The 14,766-nt window shown below is 71.8% G+C and carries 15 protein-coding genes; 8 read left to right on the top strand and 7 right to left on the bottom strand.

Translation table 11 applies throughout. From position 1 onward, the window contains the following. Positions 1-32 precede the first annotated feature (32 nt). Together HNR07_RS14960 and HNR07_RS14955 are read left to right on the top strand one after the other, a co-directional pair. Positions 33-416: a VOC family protein gene (locus HNR07_RS14960; protein ID WP_184365527.1), complete on the top strand. Its 384-nt coding sequence runs from the start codon at positions 33-35 to the stop codon at positions 414-416. Positions 417-541: 125 nt separating this feature from the next. Further along, entirely contained in the window at positions 542-916 is a 375-nt protein-coding gene (locus HNR07_RS14955; RefSeq protein ID WP_184365526.1) for an FKBP-type peptidyl-prolyl cis-trans isomerase, read from the top strand. A gap of 125 nt (positions 917-1,041) precedes the next feature. Here HNR07_RS14955 and HNR07_RS14950 read toward each other — a convergent pair whose 3' ends face one another. Continuing rightward, positions 1,042-2,217, bottom strand: coding sequence for an acyl-CoA dehydrogenase family protein (locus tag HNR07_RS14950; RefSeq protein WP_184365525.1), 1,176 nt, complete (start codon positions 2,215-2,217; stop codon positions 1,042-1,044). Between the two features lie 226 nt (positions 2,218-2,443). Here HNR07_RS14950 and HNR07_RS14945 point away from each other — a divergent pair, with 226 nt between their 5' ends. After that, the gene (locus HNR07_RS14945; RefSeq protein WP_184365524.1) at positions 2,444-3,085 is read left to right on the top strand and encodes a TetR/AcrR family transcriptional regulator; all 642 of its coding nucleotides are present in this window, start codon (positions 2,444-2,446) and stop codon (positions 3,083-3,085) included. Positions 3,086-3,159: 74 nt separating this feature from the next. Here the strand turns inward: HNR07_RS14945 and HNR07_RS14940 are convergent, their stop codons facing one another. After that, a complete protein-coding gene (locus HNR07_RS14940; protein WP_184365523.1) occupies positions 3,160-3,741 on the bottom strand; it encodes a TetR/AcrR family transcriptional regulator in 582 nt (193 codons plus the stop codon). A gap of 70 nt (positions 3,742-3,811) precedes the next feature. Here HNR07_RS14940 and HNR07_RS14935 point away from each other — a divergent pair, with 70 nt between their 5' ends. Beyond that, positions 3,812-5,170: an MFS transporter gene (locus HNR07_RS14935; protein ID WP_184365522.1), complete on the top strand. Its 1,359-nt coding sequence runs from the start codon at positions 3,812-3,814 to the stop codon at positions 5,168-5,170. A 41-nt stretch (positions 5,171-5,211) separates the two neighbouring features. Here HNR07_RS14935 and HNR07_RS14930 read toward each other — a convergent pair whose 3' ends face one another. After that, positions 5,212-6,174 carry an SDR family NAD(P)-dependent oxidoreductase gene (locus HNR07_RS14930; RefSeq protein ID WP_184365521.1) on the bottom strand — a complete coding sequence of 321 codons (963 nt, stop codon included), beginning with the start codon at positions 6,172-6,174 and terminating at the stop codon, positions 5,212-5,214. 108 nt (positions 6,175-6,282) lie between these two features. Between HNR07_RS14930 and HNR07_RS14925 the strand changes: the two genes are divergently transcribed. Then, positions 6,283-6,531, top strand: coding sequence for a hypothetical protein (locus HNR07_RS14925; RefSeq protein ID WP_184365520.1), 249 nt, complete (start codon positions 6,283-6,285; stop codon positions 6,529-6,531). Between the two features lie 57 nt (positions 6,532-6,588). On the opposite strand, the gene HNR07_RS14920 is transcribed toward HNR07_RS14925, so the two are convergent. Both HNR07_RS14920 and HNR07_RS14915 read right to left on the bottom strand, forming a co-directional pair. Next, positions 6,589-8,247, bottom strand: coding sequence for a hypothetical protein (locus HNR07_RS14920; RefSeq protein WP_184365519.1), 1,659 nt, complete (start codon positions 8,245-8,247; stop codon positions 6,589-6,591). After that, positions 8,232-9,023: an ABC transporter ATP-binding protein gene (locus HNR07_RS14915; RefSeq protein ID WP_184365518.1), complete on the bottom strand. Its 792-nt coding sequence runs from the start codon at positions 9,021-9,023 to the stop codon at positions 8,232-8,234. The genes HNR07_RS14920 and HNR07_RS14915 overlap by 16 nt, the downstream gene beginning before the upstream one ends. A gap of 169 nt (positions 9,024-9,192) precedes the next feature. Here HNR07_RS14915 and HNR07_RS14910 point away from each other — a divergent pair, with 169 nt between their 5' ends. Continuing rightward, the gene (locus HNR07_RS14910; RefSeq protein ID WP_184365517.1) at positions 9,193-10,437 is read left to right on the top strand and encodes a sensor histidine kinase; all 1,245 of its coding nucleotides are present in this window, start codon (positions 9,193-9,195) and stop codon (positions 10,435-10,437) included. Next, on the top strand, positions 10,437-11,159 hold the full coding sequence (locus tag HNR07_RS14905) for a response regulator transcription factor (protein ID WP_184365516.1): 723 nt from the start codon (positions 10,437-10,439) through the stop codon (positions 11,157-11,159). The genes HNR07_RS14910 and HNR07_RS14905 overlap by 1 nt, the downstream gene beginning before the upstream one ends. Before the next feature lie 33 nt (positions 11,160-11,192). On the opposite strand, the gene HNR07_RS14900 is transcribed toward HNR07_RS14905, so the two are convergent. Further along, positions 11,193-11,768, bottom strand: coding sequence for a TetR/AcrR family transcriptional regulator (locus HNR07_RS14900; protein WP_184365515.1), 576 nt, complete (start codon positions 11,766-11,768; stop codon positions 11,193-11,195). Positions 11,769-11,872: 104 nt separating this feature from the next. Between HNR07_RS14900 and HNR07_RS14895 the strand changes: the two genes are divergently transcribed. Further along, positions 11,873-13,345 (top strand): FAD-dependent monooxygenase, encoded by a 1,473-nt coding sequence (locus HNR07_RS14895; RefSeq protein WP_184365514.1) that lies wholly within the window; start codon positions 11,873-11,875, stop codon positions 13,343-13,345. On the opposite strand, the gene HNR07_RS14890 is transcribed toward HNR07_RS14895, so the two are convergent. After that, entirely contained in the window at positions 13,320-14,738 is a 1,419-nt protein-coding gene (locus HNR07_RS14890; RefSeq protein ID WP_184365513.1) for an MATE family efflux transporter, read from the bottom strand. The two genes, HNR07_RS14895 and HNR07_RS14890, sit on opposite strands and share 26 nt — an antisense overlap. Positions 14,739-14,766 lie beyond the last annotated feature (28 nt).

Raw genomic sequence — 14,766 nt, 5'->3', positions numbered from 1 at the left:
GCCCGGCGCGGCGACCGGCAATGCTGGCGCGCATGACTTCAACAGTGCTCAACGTGGCGATCGACTGTGCGGATGCCTACAACCTGGCCCAGTTCTGGAGCGGGGTGACCGGGAGGCCGCAGCACGCGGAGTCCGAACCAGGTGACCACGAGACCCAGGTGCTGCTGGCGGAGGGCCCCGTGCTGCACTTCAACCAGGTGCCCGAGGCCAAGAGGTCCAAGAACCGGATCCACCTGTGCCTGCGCCCGGAGACCTCGCGTGAGCAGGAGGTGGAGCGGCTGCTGGGCATCGGCGCCACCTTCGTCGGTGACCACCGCAACCCCGACGGATCGGGCTGGGTGGTCCTCGCCGACCCGGAGGGCAACGAGTTCTGTGTTCTGCGCAGCGAGTCCGACCGGGCCGCGACGGATTCCTGAGCCCCTGTTTCCTGAACCCCGGCCGCACCCGCCAGCGCGGTCGGTCCTACGGGAGCGCGGGCAGTACCGGTCATCAGCGATAGCCTGGGCCCCTCTGTTCACGTCAGTAACTAGGGGGAACCACTATGGCGCTTGAGCGTCCTGAGATCGACTTCATCGAGGGCCCGGCGCCCGCGGACCTGAAGATCACCGACATCACCGTCGGCGAGGGCGACCAGGCCGGGCACGGCAACACCGTCAGCGTCCAGTACGTCGGTGTCGCGCACTCCTCCGGCGAGGAGTTCGACGCCAGCTGGAACCGCGGCGAGCCGCTCCGCTTCAAGCTGGGCGCCGGTCAGGTCATCCCCGGCTGGGACCAGGGTGTCCTGGGCATGCGTGTCGGCGGCCGCCGTCAGTTGGTCATCCCGCCGCACCTGGCCTACGGTGACCGCGGCGCCGGCGGCGTCATCAAGCCGGGGGAGACCCTGGTGTTCGTCGTCGACCTGGTCGGCGTCAACTAGGTTTCGTCAGATCCCGTCACGAGGTTCGGTCACCGGACCCCGTGACGAACACGAGGGCCCGTGCCGCACTTGAACTGCGTGAACTGTTCACACGCGCGGCACGGGCCCTTTCTGGCTCCCGCGGGCTACCCGAGGGTTGCGCCCACCTTTACATGGCCCTTGAGCAGGTCGCGGGCGATCGTGCGGCGCTGGATCTCGTCGGTGCCCTCGAAGATGCGCAGCAGCCGAAGGTCCCGGTAGAAGCGCTCGATGGGCAGTTCACGGGTGTAGCCCATGCCGCCGTGGATCTGCATGACGCGGTCCACGATCTCGTTGGCCTTCACCCCGCCGAAGAGCTTGGCGATGGACTGCGCGTGCCGGGAGTCCCTGCCCTGGGACACCTGCCAGGCGGCGTGCAGCACCAGCAGGCGCAGCGCCTCGATCTCGGTCTGGGAGTCGGCGATCATCCACTGGATGGCCTGCCGGTCGGCGATGGGCGCGCCGAAGGTCTCGCGGGTCTTGGCGTACTCGATGCCCATGTCGAGCAGGCGCTCGCAGCCGCCCAGCGCCCTGGCGGGCAGCAGGTAGCGGCCCTTGCCGATCCACTTCATGGCGAGGGCGAAACCCTGGCCCTCCTCACCGAGGATGTTCTCGTGCGGGACGCGCACGTCCTGGAAGATGAGCGCGGCCGGGCGCCGCTCTCCCATCGTGTCGATGGGCTCGGAGGTCCAGCCCATGTCGCGGTCGACGAGGAAGCATGTCACACCGCCGTTGGCGCCCTTCTCGGGGTCGGTGACCGCGAAGACCATGGCGAAGTCGGCCTCCTCGCCGCCGGTGATGAAGGTCTTCTCACCGTTGATCACCCATGCATCGCCCTCGCGTACGGCCTTGGTGCGGATGGCCTTGGCGTCGGAGCCCGCACCGGGTTCGGTGATGGCGAAGCAGGACTTGCGCTCGCCCTCGATGGTGGGGAGCAGGTAGGTGCGCTTCTGCGCCTCGTTGGCGTAGTAGAGGATGTTGTCGGCCTCGCCGCCGAACTTGAAGGTGAGGAAGGTCCGGCCGAGTTCGATCTCGATGAGGGCCTCGCTGATCGGGTCCAGGCCCATGCCGCCGTACTCCTCGGGGGTGGCCACACCCCAGAAGTCGGACTTGCGGGCGAGCGCGCGCAGGCGGGTGCTCTCCTCGCGGGTCAGGCCGGGCGGGTGGCCCTCGCGCTCGCGGCGCAGCGCCTCGTTCTCCAGCGGCATCAGCTCCCGCTCGACGAAGGTCCGCACCCAGCTCTGGATGGCGCGCTGCTCTTCGCTCAGTGAGAAATCGATCACGGCTGCTCCCAAATAACCTAACGCTGTTCGGTTATTTGAGGGTACGCTGGCCCGGACGGTCCGCGCAAGGGTGTGAGCGAACGGTGTGCGGTTGCGGTGGAATCACCGATACCGGGCCGAATCCGGATCGCCGCCGTGCGATGATCAGCGCGAACGCCGGACGAGCCGGCAACGGGTGCCGGATGGACCGGCGCACGACGGCGCAGCGCAGAAGGAGAGCCTTTCCGTGGCCCGACCCAAGACACCGATCCTGAGCAAACCGGCGATTCGCGAGGCCGCACTCACGCTCATCGACCGGGACGGGCTGGAGAAGCTGTCCATGCGCAAGCTCGCCCAGGAGCTCGCCGTGCAGGCGGCCTCGCTGTACAGCCACTACCGCACCAAGGAGGAGCTGCTCAGCGAGGTGGCCGAGGAGGTCACCACGCACATCGACGTCTCCGGTTTCGACGGCGGAGACTGGCGCGAGGGGCTGGTGGTGTGGGCGCGGTCCTACCGTGCCGCCCTCGCCGAACACCCCAACCTCCTCCCGGTGATCTCCGCGGGCCCCGGCCGCCGCGAGGAGGCGCTGCGCCGCGCGGACGCCGTGCACGGCGGGCTCGTGGGCGCCGGCTGGCCGCCCCGTTACGCCACGATGATCGGGGCCTCCACCAAGTACCTGGTGGTGGGTGCCGCGACCAACTCCTTCGCGCGCGGGTTCGATGACGACGTGCGGGTCTACCAGGACCGTTACCCGAACCTGTCACAGGCGCACCGGCTGGCCGAGGTCGCCGCCGAGATCGACCAGGACAGCTTCGAGCTGGCGCTGACGGCCTTCCTCGACGGGCTCGTCCCGGTCTACGAGAAGGTCCGGGTCGGGGCTTCGGACTGAGCTCTGCCCGAGCGGTCGGCTGGGCGGCCGGCCGCCGGGGGAGTCGCGGGCCGGTCAGCGGGGGCGGGGGCGGGTCAGCGGGCGGGCGCCATGGAGTCGATCCACTCGCACAGCAGGTCCAGGCCGCTCTCGCCGCGCCCCCGGTCGCCGGTGACGAGGTAGTCGGTCTCCAGTCCGGAGAAGGCCGAGTTCAGCAGGGTGGCCAGGGTGAGGGCCCGGTCGGCGGGCACCTCCCGCAGGGTCAGGCAGGAGGCGACGAACTCCGCGCGCCCGCGCACGAACCCCGCACCGGCGGCGGGCAGGCGCCCCGCGGCGGCCAGCCCCTCGATCTCCCGGACGAGCCGGGTCATGGGTAGTTCTTCGTCGCCGAGGTTGCGCCGCCAGGCCTCGCGAACGATGTCGCCGACCGGGACGGCGGGGTCCTCCCAGCCGCGGGTGGCGCGCAGGGATCGGTGCTGGCGCTCGTCCAGTCGGGCCAGGACCGCCGACAGCAGGTCCTCGCGGTCGGCGAAGTGGTGGGTGAGCACGCGCGTGCTCTGCCCCAGTCCCTGAGCGAGGCCGCGCAGCGTGAACCCGCTGATCCCGGTGTGCGCGAGCTGTTCGATCACGGCGTCCAGGACCTCGCGGCGCCTTGTGGGGTCGGCCTTCCGAGCCATGTGTACCTCCTGCTCCCAACGGCCCCAACTCTGACACAAGCATTTGGGTAACAAGTGTTACCTTTATTGGATGCGTGCTCTCCCCACCTGGCTGCTGGCGCTCACCCTGGCCGCGTTCACCGTGCAGACCGACGACTTCATCGTCATCGGAGTCCTGCCCGCCCTCGCCTCGGACGTGGGAGTCTCCGAAACCGCGGCGGGGCAGTTGGTCACCGTCTACTCGCTGGTCTACGCCCTCACCGCCCCGCTCTGGGCGGTGCTGCTCGCCCGGCTTCCAACGCGCGGGGTACTGCCGGTGGCCCTGGCCGCCTTCACCCTCGCCAACCTGGCGGTGCCGTGGGCGCAGGGGTTCGGGGCGCTGATGGCGCTACGGGTGGTGGCGGCCCTTGCCGCCGCCGTGGCGCTGCCCGCCGCGCTGGCCGCGGCGACCACCCGGGCCCCGGAGGAACACCGGGGCCGCTACCTGGCCACGGTGATGACCGGCCTGACCGGCGCGATCCTGCTGGGGGTCCCCGCCGGGACCTGGATCGGCGCTGCCTTGGGCTGGCGGGCCACGTTCGTCTCCTGCGGCCTGCTCGGAGCACTCGCACTGGTTCTGGCGGCCCGGTCACTACCGAGACCCGGGTCCGGAGCACGTGGAACACCCGGGTTGGGGAGCGGGCAGGACCAGCCCCTGACCGGCCGCGCGGGGTCGGAGGTCGGGGCGCCGCCGCCGGGGGAGCCCAAGGCCGGGGCGGAGGCGCACGGAGCGGACGGCCCAGGGCGTCAGGGACGCTCGAGCCCTTCGGCGCAAGAAACGGGTTCTGGTTCGGGTGCGGCGACGGGGGACCGCGCCGAGTCGCGGGCTGCGCTGCGGCCGCTGTTGAACCGGGTCGTCGTGGGGCTGCTGGTGGTCATCGTGCTGGTGGTCGCGGGCAACCTCGCCTTCCAGACCTATCTGGCGCCCTTCCTCGCCGGGCTGGCCGGGGTGGGGCCGCACCAGCTGGCCGCGCTGCTGGTCGCCGCCGGGATCGGCGGGGTGGCGGGCACCCGGTACGCGGGTCGGATGGTGGACCGGGTCGGCGCCAGGTCGGCGTTCGGGCTGGCCTGCGGAGCGTTCTGCCTGACGATGGCCGCCTTCGCGCTCCTGTGGTTGGCCGCGCCGGTCCCGGTCTGGTCGGCCGCCGCGCTGCTGGTGTGCTGGTCCGCCACGGCCTGGGCGGTGCCGACCACGGTGCAGGCGCTCACCCTGGCCCGGGTCGGACCACGGGCCGCGACCCAGGCCATGGCGGTGCTCAGCAGCGCGGTGTACGTGGGTGCCGCGCTCGGCGGGGTGGTCGGCGGGCTCGCCGTGGCCGCCAGTGCCGGCCTGGTCCCGGCGGCCGCCACCCTGTCCGCTGTTTCCGGGTTGGTCCTGGCCCTGCTGGTGACCCGGGCCAAGGCGCGGTAGACGCCGGGGAGGCCGTCCTCGGCCCGGGCCCCGGTGCGGCGTCAGTCGCGGGCGAAGGCGTCCGCGCCGGTCAGTTCGGCGGACCAGGTCCACAGGCGCTCGGCCTGCTCTGGGTCGGTGGCGTGGGCGGCCACCCCGCCCTCGCCCTGAGCCGGGTCGGCCTTCTCCGGGAGTTCGGCGACGTCGCTGTTCTCGCAGTACAGCCCGCCCAGGCCCGCCAGGCGTGCAGAGGTGGCCGCCCACACCTGGGTGGCGGCGCCCTGCTCGGGTGACTTGAAGGTGGGGTTGACCGCGTTGCCCTGCTCGTCGATCCAGCCGCGCTCGACCATCTCCTCGGTGCGCATGTGCCGCTGGAGCGGGGTGAGGATGGCACCCGGGTGCAGGGAGAAGGCCCGGACCCCGTGCTCTCGGCCGAGCCGGTCCAGGTGCACGGCGAACAGCGCGTTCGCCGTCTTGGCCTGACCGTAGGCCTGCCACCGGTCGTAGCCCCGCTCGAACCACGGGTCGTCCCAGCGGATGCCGGAGGCGTGGTGCCCGGCTGAGGACACCGAGACCACGCGGGCGCCCTCGCCGAGTTTGGGCCACAGCCAGTTGACCAGGGCGAAGTGCCCCAGGTGGTTGACGGCGAACTGCGACTCCCAGCCGGGGCCGACGACGGTGTGCGGGTTGGCCATGATCCCGGCGCTGTTGATCACCAGGTCGATCCGCTCGTAGGGGAAGGAGTCGGCGAAGGAACGGACGCTCTCCAGGTCGGCCAGGTCCAGCTCGGCGACCTCCGCCCCCGGGATGTCCGTGAGCGCCTCCTTCGCCTGTCCGGGCCTGCGCGCCGGGACGACCACGCGGGCCCCCGCCCCCGCGAGGGCCCGCGTGGTCTCCACTCCGATCCCCGAGTAGCCGCCGGTCACCAGGGCGGTCCTGCCGGTCAGGTCGATGCCGGCGAGGACTTCGGCCGCGGTGCTGCGCATGCCGAAGCCGGAGCCGATCTTGCTCTGTTCCGTGGTCATGCGGACCACGCTAGGAGCTGGAGCGCACTCCAGGTCAAGCCCTGAGCCGGAGATTTCCGGTGCGGGGCGTGGACGTGGCTCCGGCGGCGGATACGCGCACGGATCCGCATGCCGCGTGGGGCTTTCGACGACCTGGCCCACGCCGCCAGGGCGGCCAGCGGAGGACGGTTCTCCGTGGGTGTTGAGGGGCGCCTGGCTGTGGTGTCGTCGGTCTTCGACGCCATGGCCGGTCCGGAAGGACCGTGGGACCCGGAGGACCTGGACCGTTCACCGCGGTGGGCCGAGGTCCGCCGGGCCGCTGCCGACTTGCTGCGAAACCTCCAGGACACCCCTTTGTGGTCGGGCTACCCGGAGTGACGCAAGAACGCCGGGGAGGGCCCGGGGCCGCCACCGGCACCGCTCTTTCGGAAGGCTTCAGGAGCCGGTTGGCTTGGTCTCCGCGTTGCTGGCCAGTGCGCCCCGTTCCAACTGGTCCAACAGGCTGCCCCCGGACTCGGGTACGGCCTGGGCGGCGATGTCCTTGCCGTAGCGGATGCGGGTGAACATCTCCGGGAGCCGCCGCTCCAGGCGCCGGTAGGCGACCCTGCCCAGCAGCCAGGAGACCAGCGCGCCGTTGGCCAGGGCGATCGGTAGCGCCAGCCACGGCATCCCCTGGAGGCCAAGCCACACGGTGGCCGCTATGGCCGGGGCGGAAAGCACGGGAAAGGCGGCCATCGAGAACCACACCTGGAGCTGGTTGTCTCCGCTGTCGTTGGCGTCCACCCGCTGGTGCGGGTCCACCCCGGGGGTCACCGCCACCACGGACAACAGCACCGCGAGCCCGTTCGTCACACCGACGAACAGCACCAGGCCGGTCAGTACGAACGGCACCGCCCAGTACTCACCGGTGGCGACGACCATCACCGCGCTCATCAGCGCGGTGAGCGGGACGATGAGCACGGCGATCGCGATCTGCCGCCCCCGGATCTCGACGCGGTGCGTGTCCCGGCCCTGACCGACCACGGTCAGCCACAGGGCGGTGCCGTCGTGCCCGTACAGGTTGGAGCTGGCCATGCCCATGATGAGCACGGCGACGACCCCGGAGAAGGGAGCGACCTGGGGAAGGTAGCTGATCAGCCCGAGCAGACCGATGAACAGGCCCGCGTACAGCGAGGAACGCAACTCCAGCCCTCGCCACGGGTCGCGCCACCACTGGCGCAGCTCCTTGCCGACCACCGCGCCCAGCGGGGTGTCCGGCAGGAACGAGCGCCCGCCGTCGAACACGCGCGAACCGAGCGGCCGCGACCGCCGCCGCACCCCACGGGAGGTCACGCTCGGAGCCAGCAGGCGTACGGTCACCAGCACCGTGGCCAGGGTGAGCGCACCGAAGGCGCCCAGCCAGCCGAAGGCCGCGCCCCACGCCCCCATGGTGGCCGCGTCCACCGCCAGCAGCGGCCACGAGGTCGGGATCAGCGACAGCACGGTCGCCGCCGTTCCCTGGACACCGACCTGGGGCAGGCTCCCCATCGCGGCCAGGGCGGGCTGGACGGCCGCCCAGCCGAACATCAGACCGGCCAGGATCAGCCCCCACTGCACCGAGGCGATCTCCATCCCGATCCGGCTGTGCATGGCCGCGCCCAATGCCCGGAACACCAGGCGGGACAGCGACACCATGAACACCACCAGCATCAGCATGCCGAGCAGCCCCAGGAACAGCGTGGCCGGATCGGAGGCCCAGGCGTGCCAGGCCACCGACGCGGCCACGACCAGGGTGAGCAGCGCGCCCGGGCCGACGAACATGGTCACCAGCAGACCGGCGCCCACCCGGTTCCGGTCCAGGGGAAGGAGCGTGAAGTACTGCGAACGAAGCACCCCCACACCGTTGGTGATGGTGGGCCCCAGCACCCAGGCTCCGGCCCACACCGCCAGCACGAGCATCAGCAGACCGGACCGGACCTGGTCGGAGGCGGCGGTGACCGCCAGGTACCAGGTGAGGGCGGCGCCGAGGGCGATCACCGACAGCGTGAACCACCGGGCGCCGCCGAAGGAGTGCCGCCCCAGGGTGAACCTGAGCCGGATCAGGAGTTCAACCACGTCAGATCCTCCTCACCGACCTCGCGCGCCCCGACCAGCCGGACGAAGGTGTCCTCCAAGGTGGCGTCCACACCGCGTACCTGGTCGAGTGAACCGTCGGCCAGCACACGGCCCTCGGCGATGATCGCCACCCGGTCGGTGAGCTGCTCCACCAGGGCCATCACGTGACTGGAGATGATCACGGTGCCGCCGCCGTCGGTGAACCGGCGCAGGATCGCGGTGAGCACCCGGGCCGACACCGGGTCCACGGCCTCATAGGGCTCGTCCAGGACCAGCACCTCGGGCGCGTGCAGCAGCGCTGTGGCCAGACCGATCTTCTTGCGCATACCGGTGGAGTACTCGGCGACCAGCACACCGTCGCGTTCGGCCCCGTCCAGTTCGAGGACCTTGAGCAGCTCCTCGGCGCGGCTGCGGGTGACACCGCGGCCCAGACCGCGCAGCCGCCCCCAGTAGTCGAGCAGTTCGCCACCGGTCAGCCGCTCGGGCAGCGACAGTCCGTCCGGCAGAACCCCGAGCCGCTTCTTGGCCTCGACCGGATCCCGCCACACGTCCACTCCGAGGACCCGGGCGGTCCCGGAGTCGGGGCGCAGCAGCCCCACCGCCATCGAGAGGGAGGTGGTCTTGCCCGCACCGTTGGGGCCGACGAGCCCCAGCATGGCCCCGCGCGGCACGGCCAGGCTCACACCGTCCGCGGCGCGGGTCCCGTTGAAGGTCTTGGTGAGTCCGTCCAGCTCCAGCGCCGGAACGGCTGCCGCTGGTGGGTCGGGGCTAGTCATGGCACCCATGTTTTGCCAACTCCGGTCGGAGCGCATCGGTCACCCGGACAGATTCCCCGGCCGAGTGGCCAGCGTGCCGGCCCCGCCGCTGGCCTGGTGGTGGAAGTGCCGGACGGGGCGCCGTTCTAGGCTGGAAGCCGGACGGGAACGTGAACAGGGGGAGGGGTACATGGAGTCGAGGCGCCGCAGCCGCCGCGACATTGTCGTCGACGTCCTCCTGACGGTGTTCGCGGTGGTCTACGGGTTGATCTCCTTCTCCGGATACGCCCTGGACCTGCACCCGCCGGACCGGGTTCCGACCTGGGTCCTGTGGCTGGACCTGGCCTGCCTTCCCCCGGCCTGCGCGGCCCTGTGGTGGCGCCGGAGCCACCCGCTGGCGGTGGCGGTGGGGATCGTCCTGGTCGCCACCTTCTCCGTCGCAGTGGTCGGCGCGCTGTTCGTCTCCCTGATCTCGCTGGCCGTCTACCGTCCCTTCCCCCAGGCCGCCACTCTGGCTCTGCTGACCATCGTGCTGTCACTGCCCTGGCTGCTGCTCGTCCAGCCGAGCGGCCTCGACGCGCTCGTGACGGGGGTGGTGATCGTTCTGATGATCGGCGTCTGTGTCGCCTGGGGCGCAGCCATCCGTTCCCGGCGGCGCCTGGTCGAGCGCTTGCGGGAGGACGTGCGGCGCGAACGCGAGCTCAGGGGGGAACGGTTGGCCGTCGCGCGAGTGGAGGAGCGCCGCCGGATCGCCCGCGAGATGCACGACGTGGTCGCCCACCGGATGTCCCTGCTGTCCGTGCACGCCGGGGCGCTCGCCTACCGCACCGAGCGGGCCGAGGCCGGACAGGCCGAACCCTTGAAGGCCGCCGAGGTGGGCGCGGCGGTCCGGGTGATCCGTGACAACGCCCACCGGGTGCTGGACGAGCTCAGCGACATCCTCACCGTGCTGCGCTCGGGGGACCTCACCGGGGAGGAGACCGAGGAGGCCGGGCCCCAGCCCCGGCTGGCGGACGTGCCCCGGCTGGTGGCGGAGGCGGTCGCGGCGGGGGAGAAGGTGTCCTACACCTCGGACCTGCCCGAGGGGGCCGCCCCTCGTGAGCAGGTGCAGCGCACCGCCTACCGGGTGGTTCAGGAGGGGCTGACCAACACCCGTAAGCACGCTCCGGGGGCCAAGGCCGCGGTGACGGTCTCCGGGGCTCCGGGGCGCGGCCTGGTGGTGGAGGTGAGCAACGTGCTCCCGGTCGGGAAGGCCGATCAGGAGATCCCCGGAGCCGGGGCCGGTCTGACTGGGCTGGCCGAACGTGTGGAGCTCGACGGGGGGCGGTTGCGGCACGGCCCCGCGCGCGGCCGGTTCGGGCTGACCGCCGTGCTTCCCTGGCCTGAGGAACAGGCTTCGGGGGCCGCCGGGGACGATCGTCGGAAGGTGTCATAGTGGTGGCCGTGAACGCTCCTGTCCGAGTCCTGCTCGTGGACGACGACGCCCTGGTCCGCGCCGGTCTGCGCCTGATGCTCTCCGGGGACGAGCGCATCGAGGTCGTGGGGGAGGCGGACGACGGCGCCGGGGTGGTGGCCGCGGTGGCCGAGCACCGGCCCGACGTGGTCCTCATGGACGTGCGGATGCCGGGGGTGGACGGCATCGCCGCCACCGAGGAGCTGCGTTCGGGCGCGGCCTCCAAACCCAACGGCGCGGGCGGCGGAACCGGACCCCAGGTCCTGGTGCTCACCACCTTCGACGCCGACGCCACCGTGGTGCGCGCCCTGCGTGCGGGAGCCGCCGGTTACCTGCTCAAACACACCGACCCGGCCCGGATCGTGGAGGCGGTGCTGCGCGCGGCCTCGGGCGAACCGGTGCTGTCGCCGAGCGTCGCGCGCGCCCTGATGGACCAGGTGGCCGGTGCCGACCCGGTGGAGCGCTCCGCGGCGCCCACCCGCCGTGAACGCGCCCGCGCCAGGCTGGCCCTGCTTTCGGACCGGGAACGCGACGTGGCCGAGGCGGTGACGGAGGGGCTGTCCAACGCGGAGATCGCCGACCGCCTGTACATGTCCATGGGCACGGTCAAGGCACACGTGTCCAGCGCGCTCACCAAACTGGACCTGTCCGGCCGCATCCAGCTGGCACTGCTCACCCACGACGCCCACGGGCCCGAGGACTGAGACCGGCGAAGGCGGCCGGGGTGGACGGCCGGATCAGGTGCCCGCGGCGGTGGCCATGGCTTCGGCGAGGGCTCGGGCCTCGTCGGCTTCGGGCAGCGGGAGGCCGGTGGCCATCCGGGCCATGATCACCCCGGAGAGCAGGTCAGCGACCAGCCGGGCCCGGGTGGTGTCGGTGAGTTCACCGCGTGCGACCGCGCGTTCGAGGAGCCCGGTGACCAGGGCCAGCCTGCGGTCCAGGATCGCGTGCATGGTCGCCGCGCCGGTCTGCTCCCGGAGCGCGGCCACCAGGGCGTGCCTGGCCAGGGTCTGGGGCTCGGCCTCGCCGAACACCCGGTAGACGGCGCGGACCAGGGCGGCCAGGTCGCCGCGGAGCGAGCTGGTGTCGGGTACCTCGATCCGCTCGACGGTGAGCTGTTCGGCGGCGGACAGCACCAGCTCCTGTTTGGTGGCGTAGCGGCGAAAGACGCTGGTACGCCCCACGCCCGCGCGTTCGGCCACCTCGTCGAAGGTCAGCTCGAAGCCCCGCTCCAGGAGGAGTTCGACCGCGGCCCGCCGGACGGCCTCGTCCACGGCCGGGTCGGGGCGGCGGCCGCCGCTTCCCTTGGCCATCTTCCTCTCCCCGGGGTCTTGACAACAGTTGCGGTACTCATAGTATCGATACTAAGAGTTCCGATATTAAGAGTACCGGAATGCCCTCCGCAAGGAGCACCGCCATGAGCGTGATCGTTGTCGGAGCCGGTCCCACCGGCCTCATGCTCGCGGGAGACCTGGCCGAGGCCGGGGTCGAAGTCACCGTGCTGGACAAGCGCGCCGAGGAGTCCAACCTGACCCGCGCCTTCGCCCTGCACGCCCGCACCCTGGAACTGTTCGACATGCGCGGAATCGCCGACGAGATCGTCGGACAGGGCTACCGGGTCCCCGAGGTCCGAGTCGCCCTCGGATCCAGGGACCTGGTCCTGGACCTGCGTCACCCCGAGAGTCGTTTCCCGTACGTGCTGACCGTCCAGCAGGCCCGCACCGAATCCCTCCTCCAACGCCGTGCCGAGCGCCTGGGGGCCAGGATCCAGCGCGGCGCCGAGGTCACCGGGATCGACCAGGACGAGGACGGCGTCACCCTCACCGTCCGTACCGCCGACGGCCCGCACACCGAGCGCGGCTCCTACGCGGTCGGCGCCGACGGCGCGCACAGCACCGTCCGCGAACGGCTCGGGGTGGGGTTCAGCGGGCGCAGCTACGACACGCGCATCATGCTCGCCGACGTGCGCCTCGAACAGGATCTGCCCCGCGCGGTCAACCCGTTCGTGGGCACCGACGGCGTCGCCCTGCTGCCGCCCTACGGCGACAGCTGGTTCCGCGCCACCGTCTGGGACCGCACCCGGCAGGGGGTGCCGCTCGACCAGCCGGTCAGCCTGGACGAACTCAACGACTCCCTGGACCGCATCACCGGCGGACAGCTGACCGCTGCCGAGACCCGCTGGTCCACGCGCTTCCTCAGTGAACGCCGTCAGGCCGACCACTACCGGGTCGGCCGGGTCCTGCTCGCCGGGGACGCCGCGCACGTGCACTCGCCGTTGGGCGCCATGGGCATGAACACCGGGATCCAGGACGCCGCCAACCTGGCCTGGAAGCTCGTCGCCCTGGAACGGGGCTGGGCGCCGCCCTGGCTGCTCGCCACCTACGAGGCCGAACGCCACCCGGTGGGCCGCGCTACCCTGCGTGTCACCGACGTCATACTGCGCATCGCCGTCGCCCCCGCCCCGATCCGGGCCGTCCGCCCGTTTCTGGCGCCCGCCGCGCTTCGGTTCAGCAAGGTCTCCCGAACGACGCGCAGACTCCTCTCCGGGCTCGGTGTGCGCTACGACCGCCCCGCACAGGTGGCGGACACCGTCTCGGTGGGACAGCGGGTGGACGACCTCCCCCTGATCAGCGAGGGCGAACGCACCCGGTTCCACGAGGTGGCCGACCCCACTCGGTTCACCCTGCTGGACGCCACCGAGGCCGGGTGTCCGGCCGAGGCCGCCGAACCCTGGGCCGACCGGGTCCGCGCCCTGCGCGTCCGGGGTGAGCTGCCCGAGGGCGCGGACGTCCTGCTGGTGCGTCCCGACGGCTACGCCGCCTGGAGTGGTGAACGCCCCTCCGCCGACCAGGTCCGCACCGCTCTCAACGAGTGGACGGGTCCCCCGTGACCGAGGAGCCGACCCCGCGGCACATCCGGCCGAACGAGACCCACTGCAGGACGACCAGTGACGCCACGGCGGCCGCGGAAGCCGACCACAGGCCGGTCAGCCCGCCCAGCTCCACCGCCGGAACCGAGACCAGCGCCAGCAGCCCGTAACCGAAGGCGAAGGCGTACACGGCGGGCCGGGTGTCCTTGAGCCCGAGCATCCCCGAGTTGGGTGCCGACTGCAGGGCGTCGAACAGCCCCACCAGGCACAGCAGCGGCACCAGCGCGACGACCCCCGCGTGCACCCGGGGGTCGTCGGTGAACAGCCACACCAGGGGCCCGGCGGCCCACCACATCAGTGCTCCGCTGGTCAGCACGACCGGCACCGAGACCAGATAGCTCGCCAGCACGGTGCGCACGACCAGCGTCCCGGAGCGCGCTCTGGCCGCCCGCACGGTGAACGGAACGGTGGCCTGACCCACCGCGACGCAGGAGATGAAGGACATCCCGAGGAGCACCGCCACGAGTTGGTGCACGGCGGCTTCCTGGGGGCCGATCCGGGCCACCACCACGGCCACGACACTCAGCGAACCCGACTTGATCAGCAGCGTGGACCCCGAGGGCAGCCCGACCTTCGCCATCCGCCCGATCCCCGGCCACCGGGGCGCCCCGAAGCCGATCCGGTGACCGCGCAGAACGGTCACGCGTCCGACCACCGCGAAGTTCAGCCCCAGGGTGAGCACGTTCATGCTCAGCATCGCCAGGCCCGCGCCGAGCAGACCCAGCTCGGGGAAGGGGCCGGGCCCGAGGACCAGGAGCGGGGTCAGGACCAGGCTGAGCGCCACGGCCGTCAGGGACAGCGCCAGCACCGCCTTGGTGTGTCCCAGCGCCACCATCAGCACCGTGGTGGAGTTCTTGACCGAGGCCAGTACCACGTACCCGGCCATGAGCAGCGGGTAGAGGCCGAGCGCCGCCACGGTCGGTTCGGCCACCCCGATCAGCCGGGCGCCCGGGGGCACGGCGAGGATCAGCAGCCCGCCCACACCTCCCAGGAGCAGGCTCAGCCACAGGCTGTCGCGCACCACCGGGGCCAGGGCCCGCGGCGAGTCCTCGTTCTCGGCGAAGAAGGGCGTCGACCCGCGCAGGGTGCCGTGCACGACCATGATCATCGGGTTGAACACGGCGAGCACCAGCGCGTAGGCGGCCAGTTCCACGGTGCTGGTGTTGCCCAGGACCGCGGCGGTGACCGCGCTGCCGATCAGGGTGGACAGCATGGACAGGTACAGCGGCAGCGCCTTGCCCGCGATCCGCCGGGCGATCAGCCCCGGCTCCTTCGGAAGCTCGGGGGGCTCAGCGGTACCCTGCGGAATCTGGGGGGTCTGGGAAGTCTGGGCGGGTTCCGGGGCGGCTGACATACGGGGGTGACTCCTCGGGGGTTGGGCG

Origin of the sequence: Nocardiopsis metallicus, from assembly GCF_014201115.1 — a bacterium.
Lineage (GTDB): Bacteria > Actinomycetota > Actinomycetes > Streptosporangiales > Streptosporangiaceae > Nocardiopsis > Nocardiopsis metallicus.
Note: the sequence above shows the minus strand (reverse complement) of the source record. Positions and strands in the feature narration are given on the sequence as shown.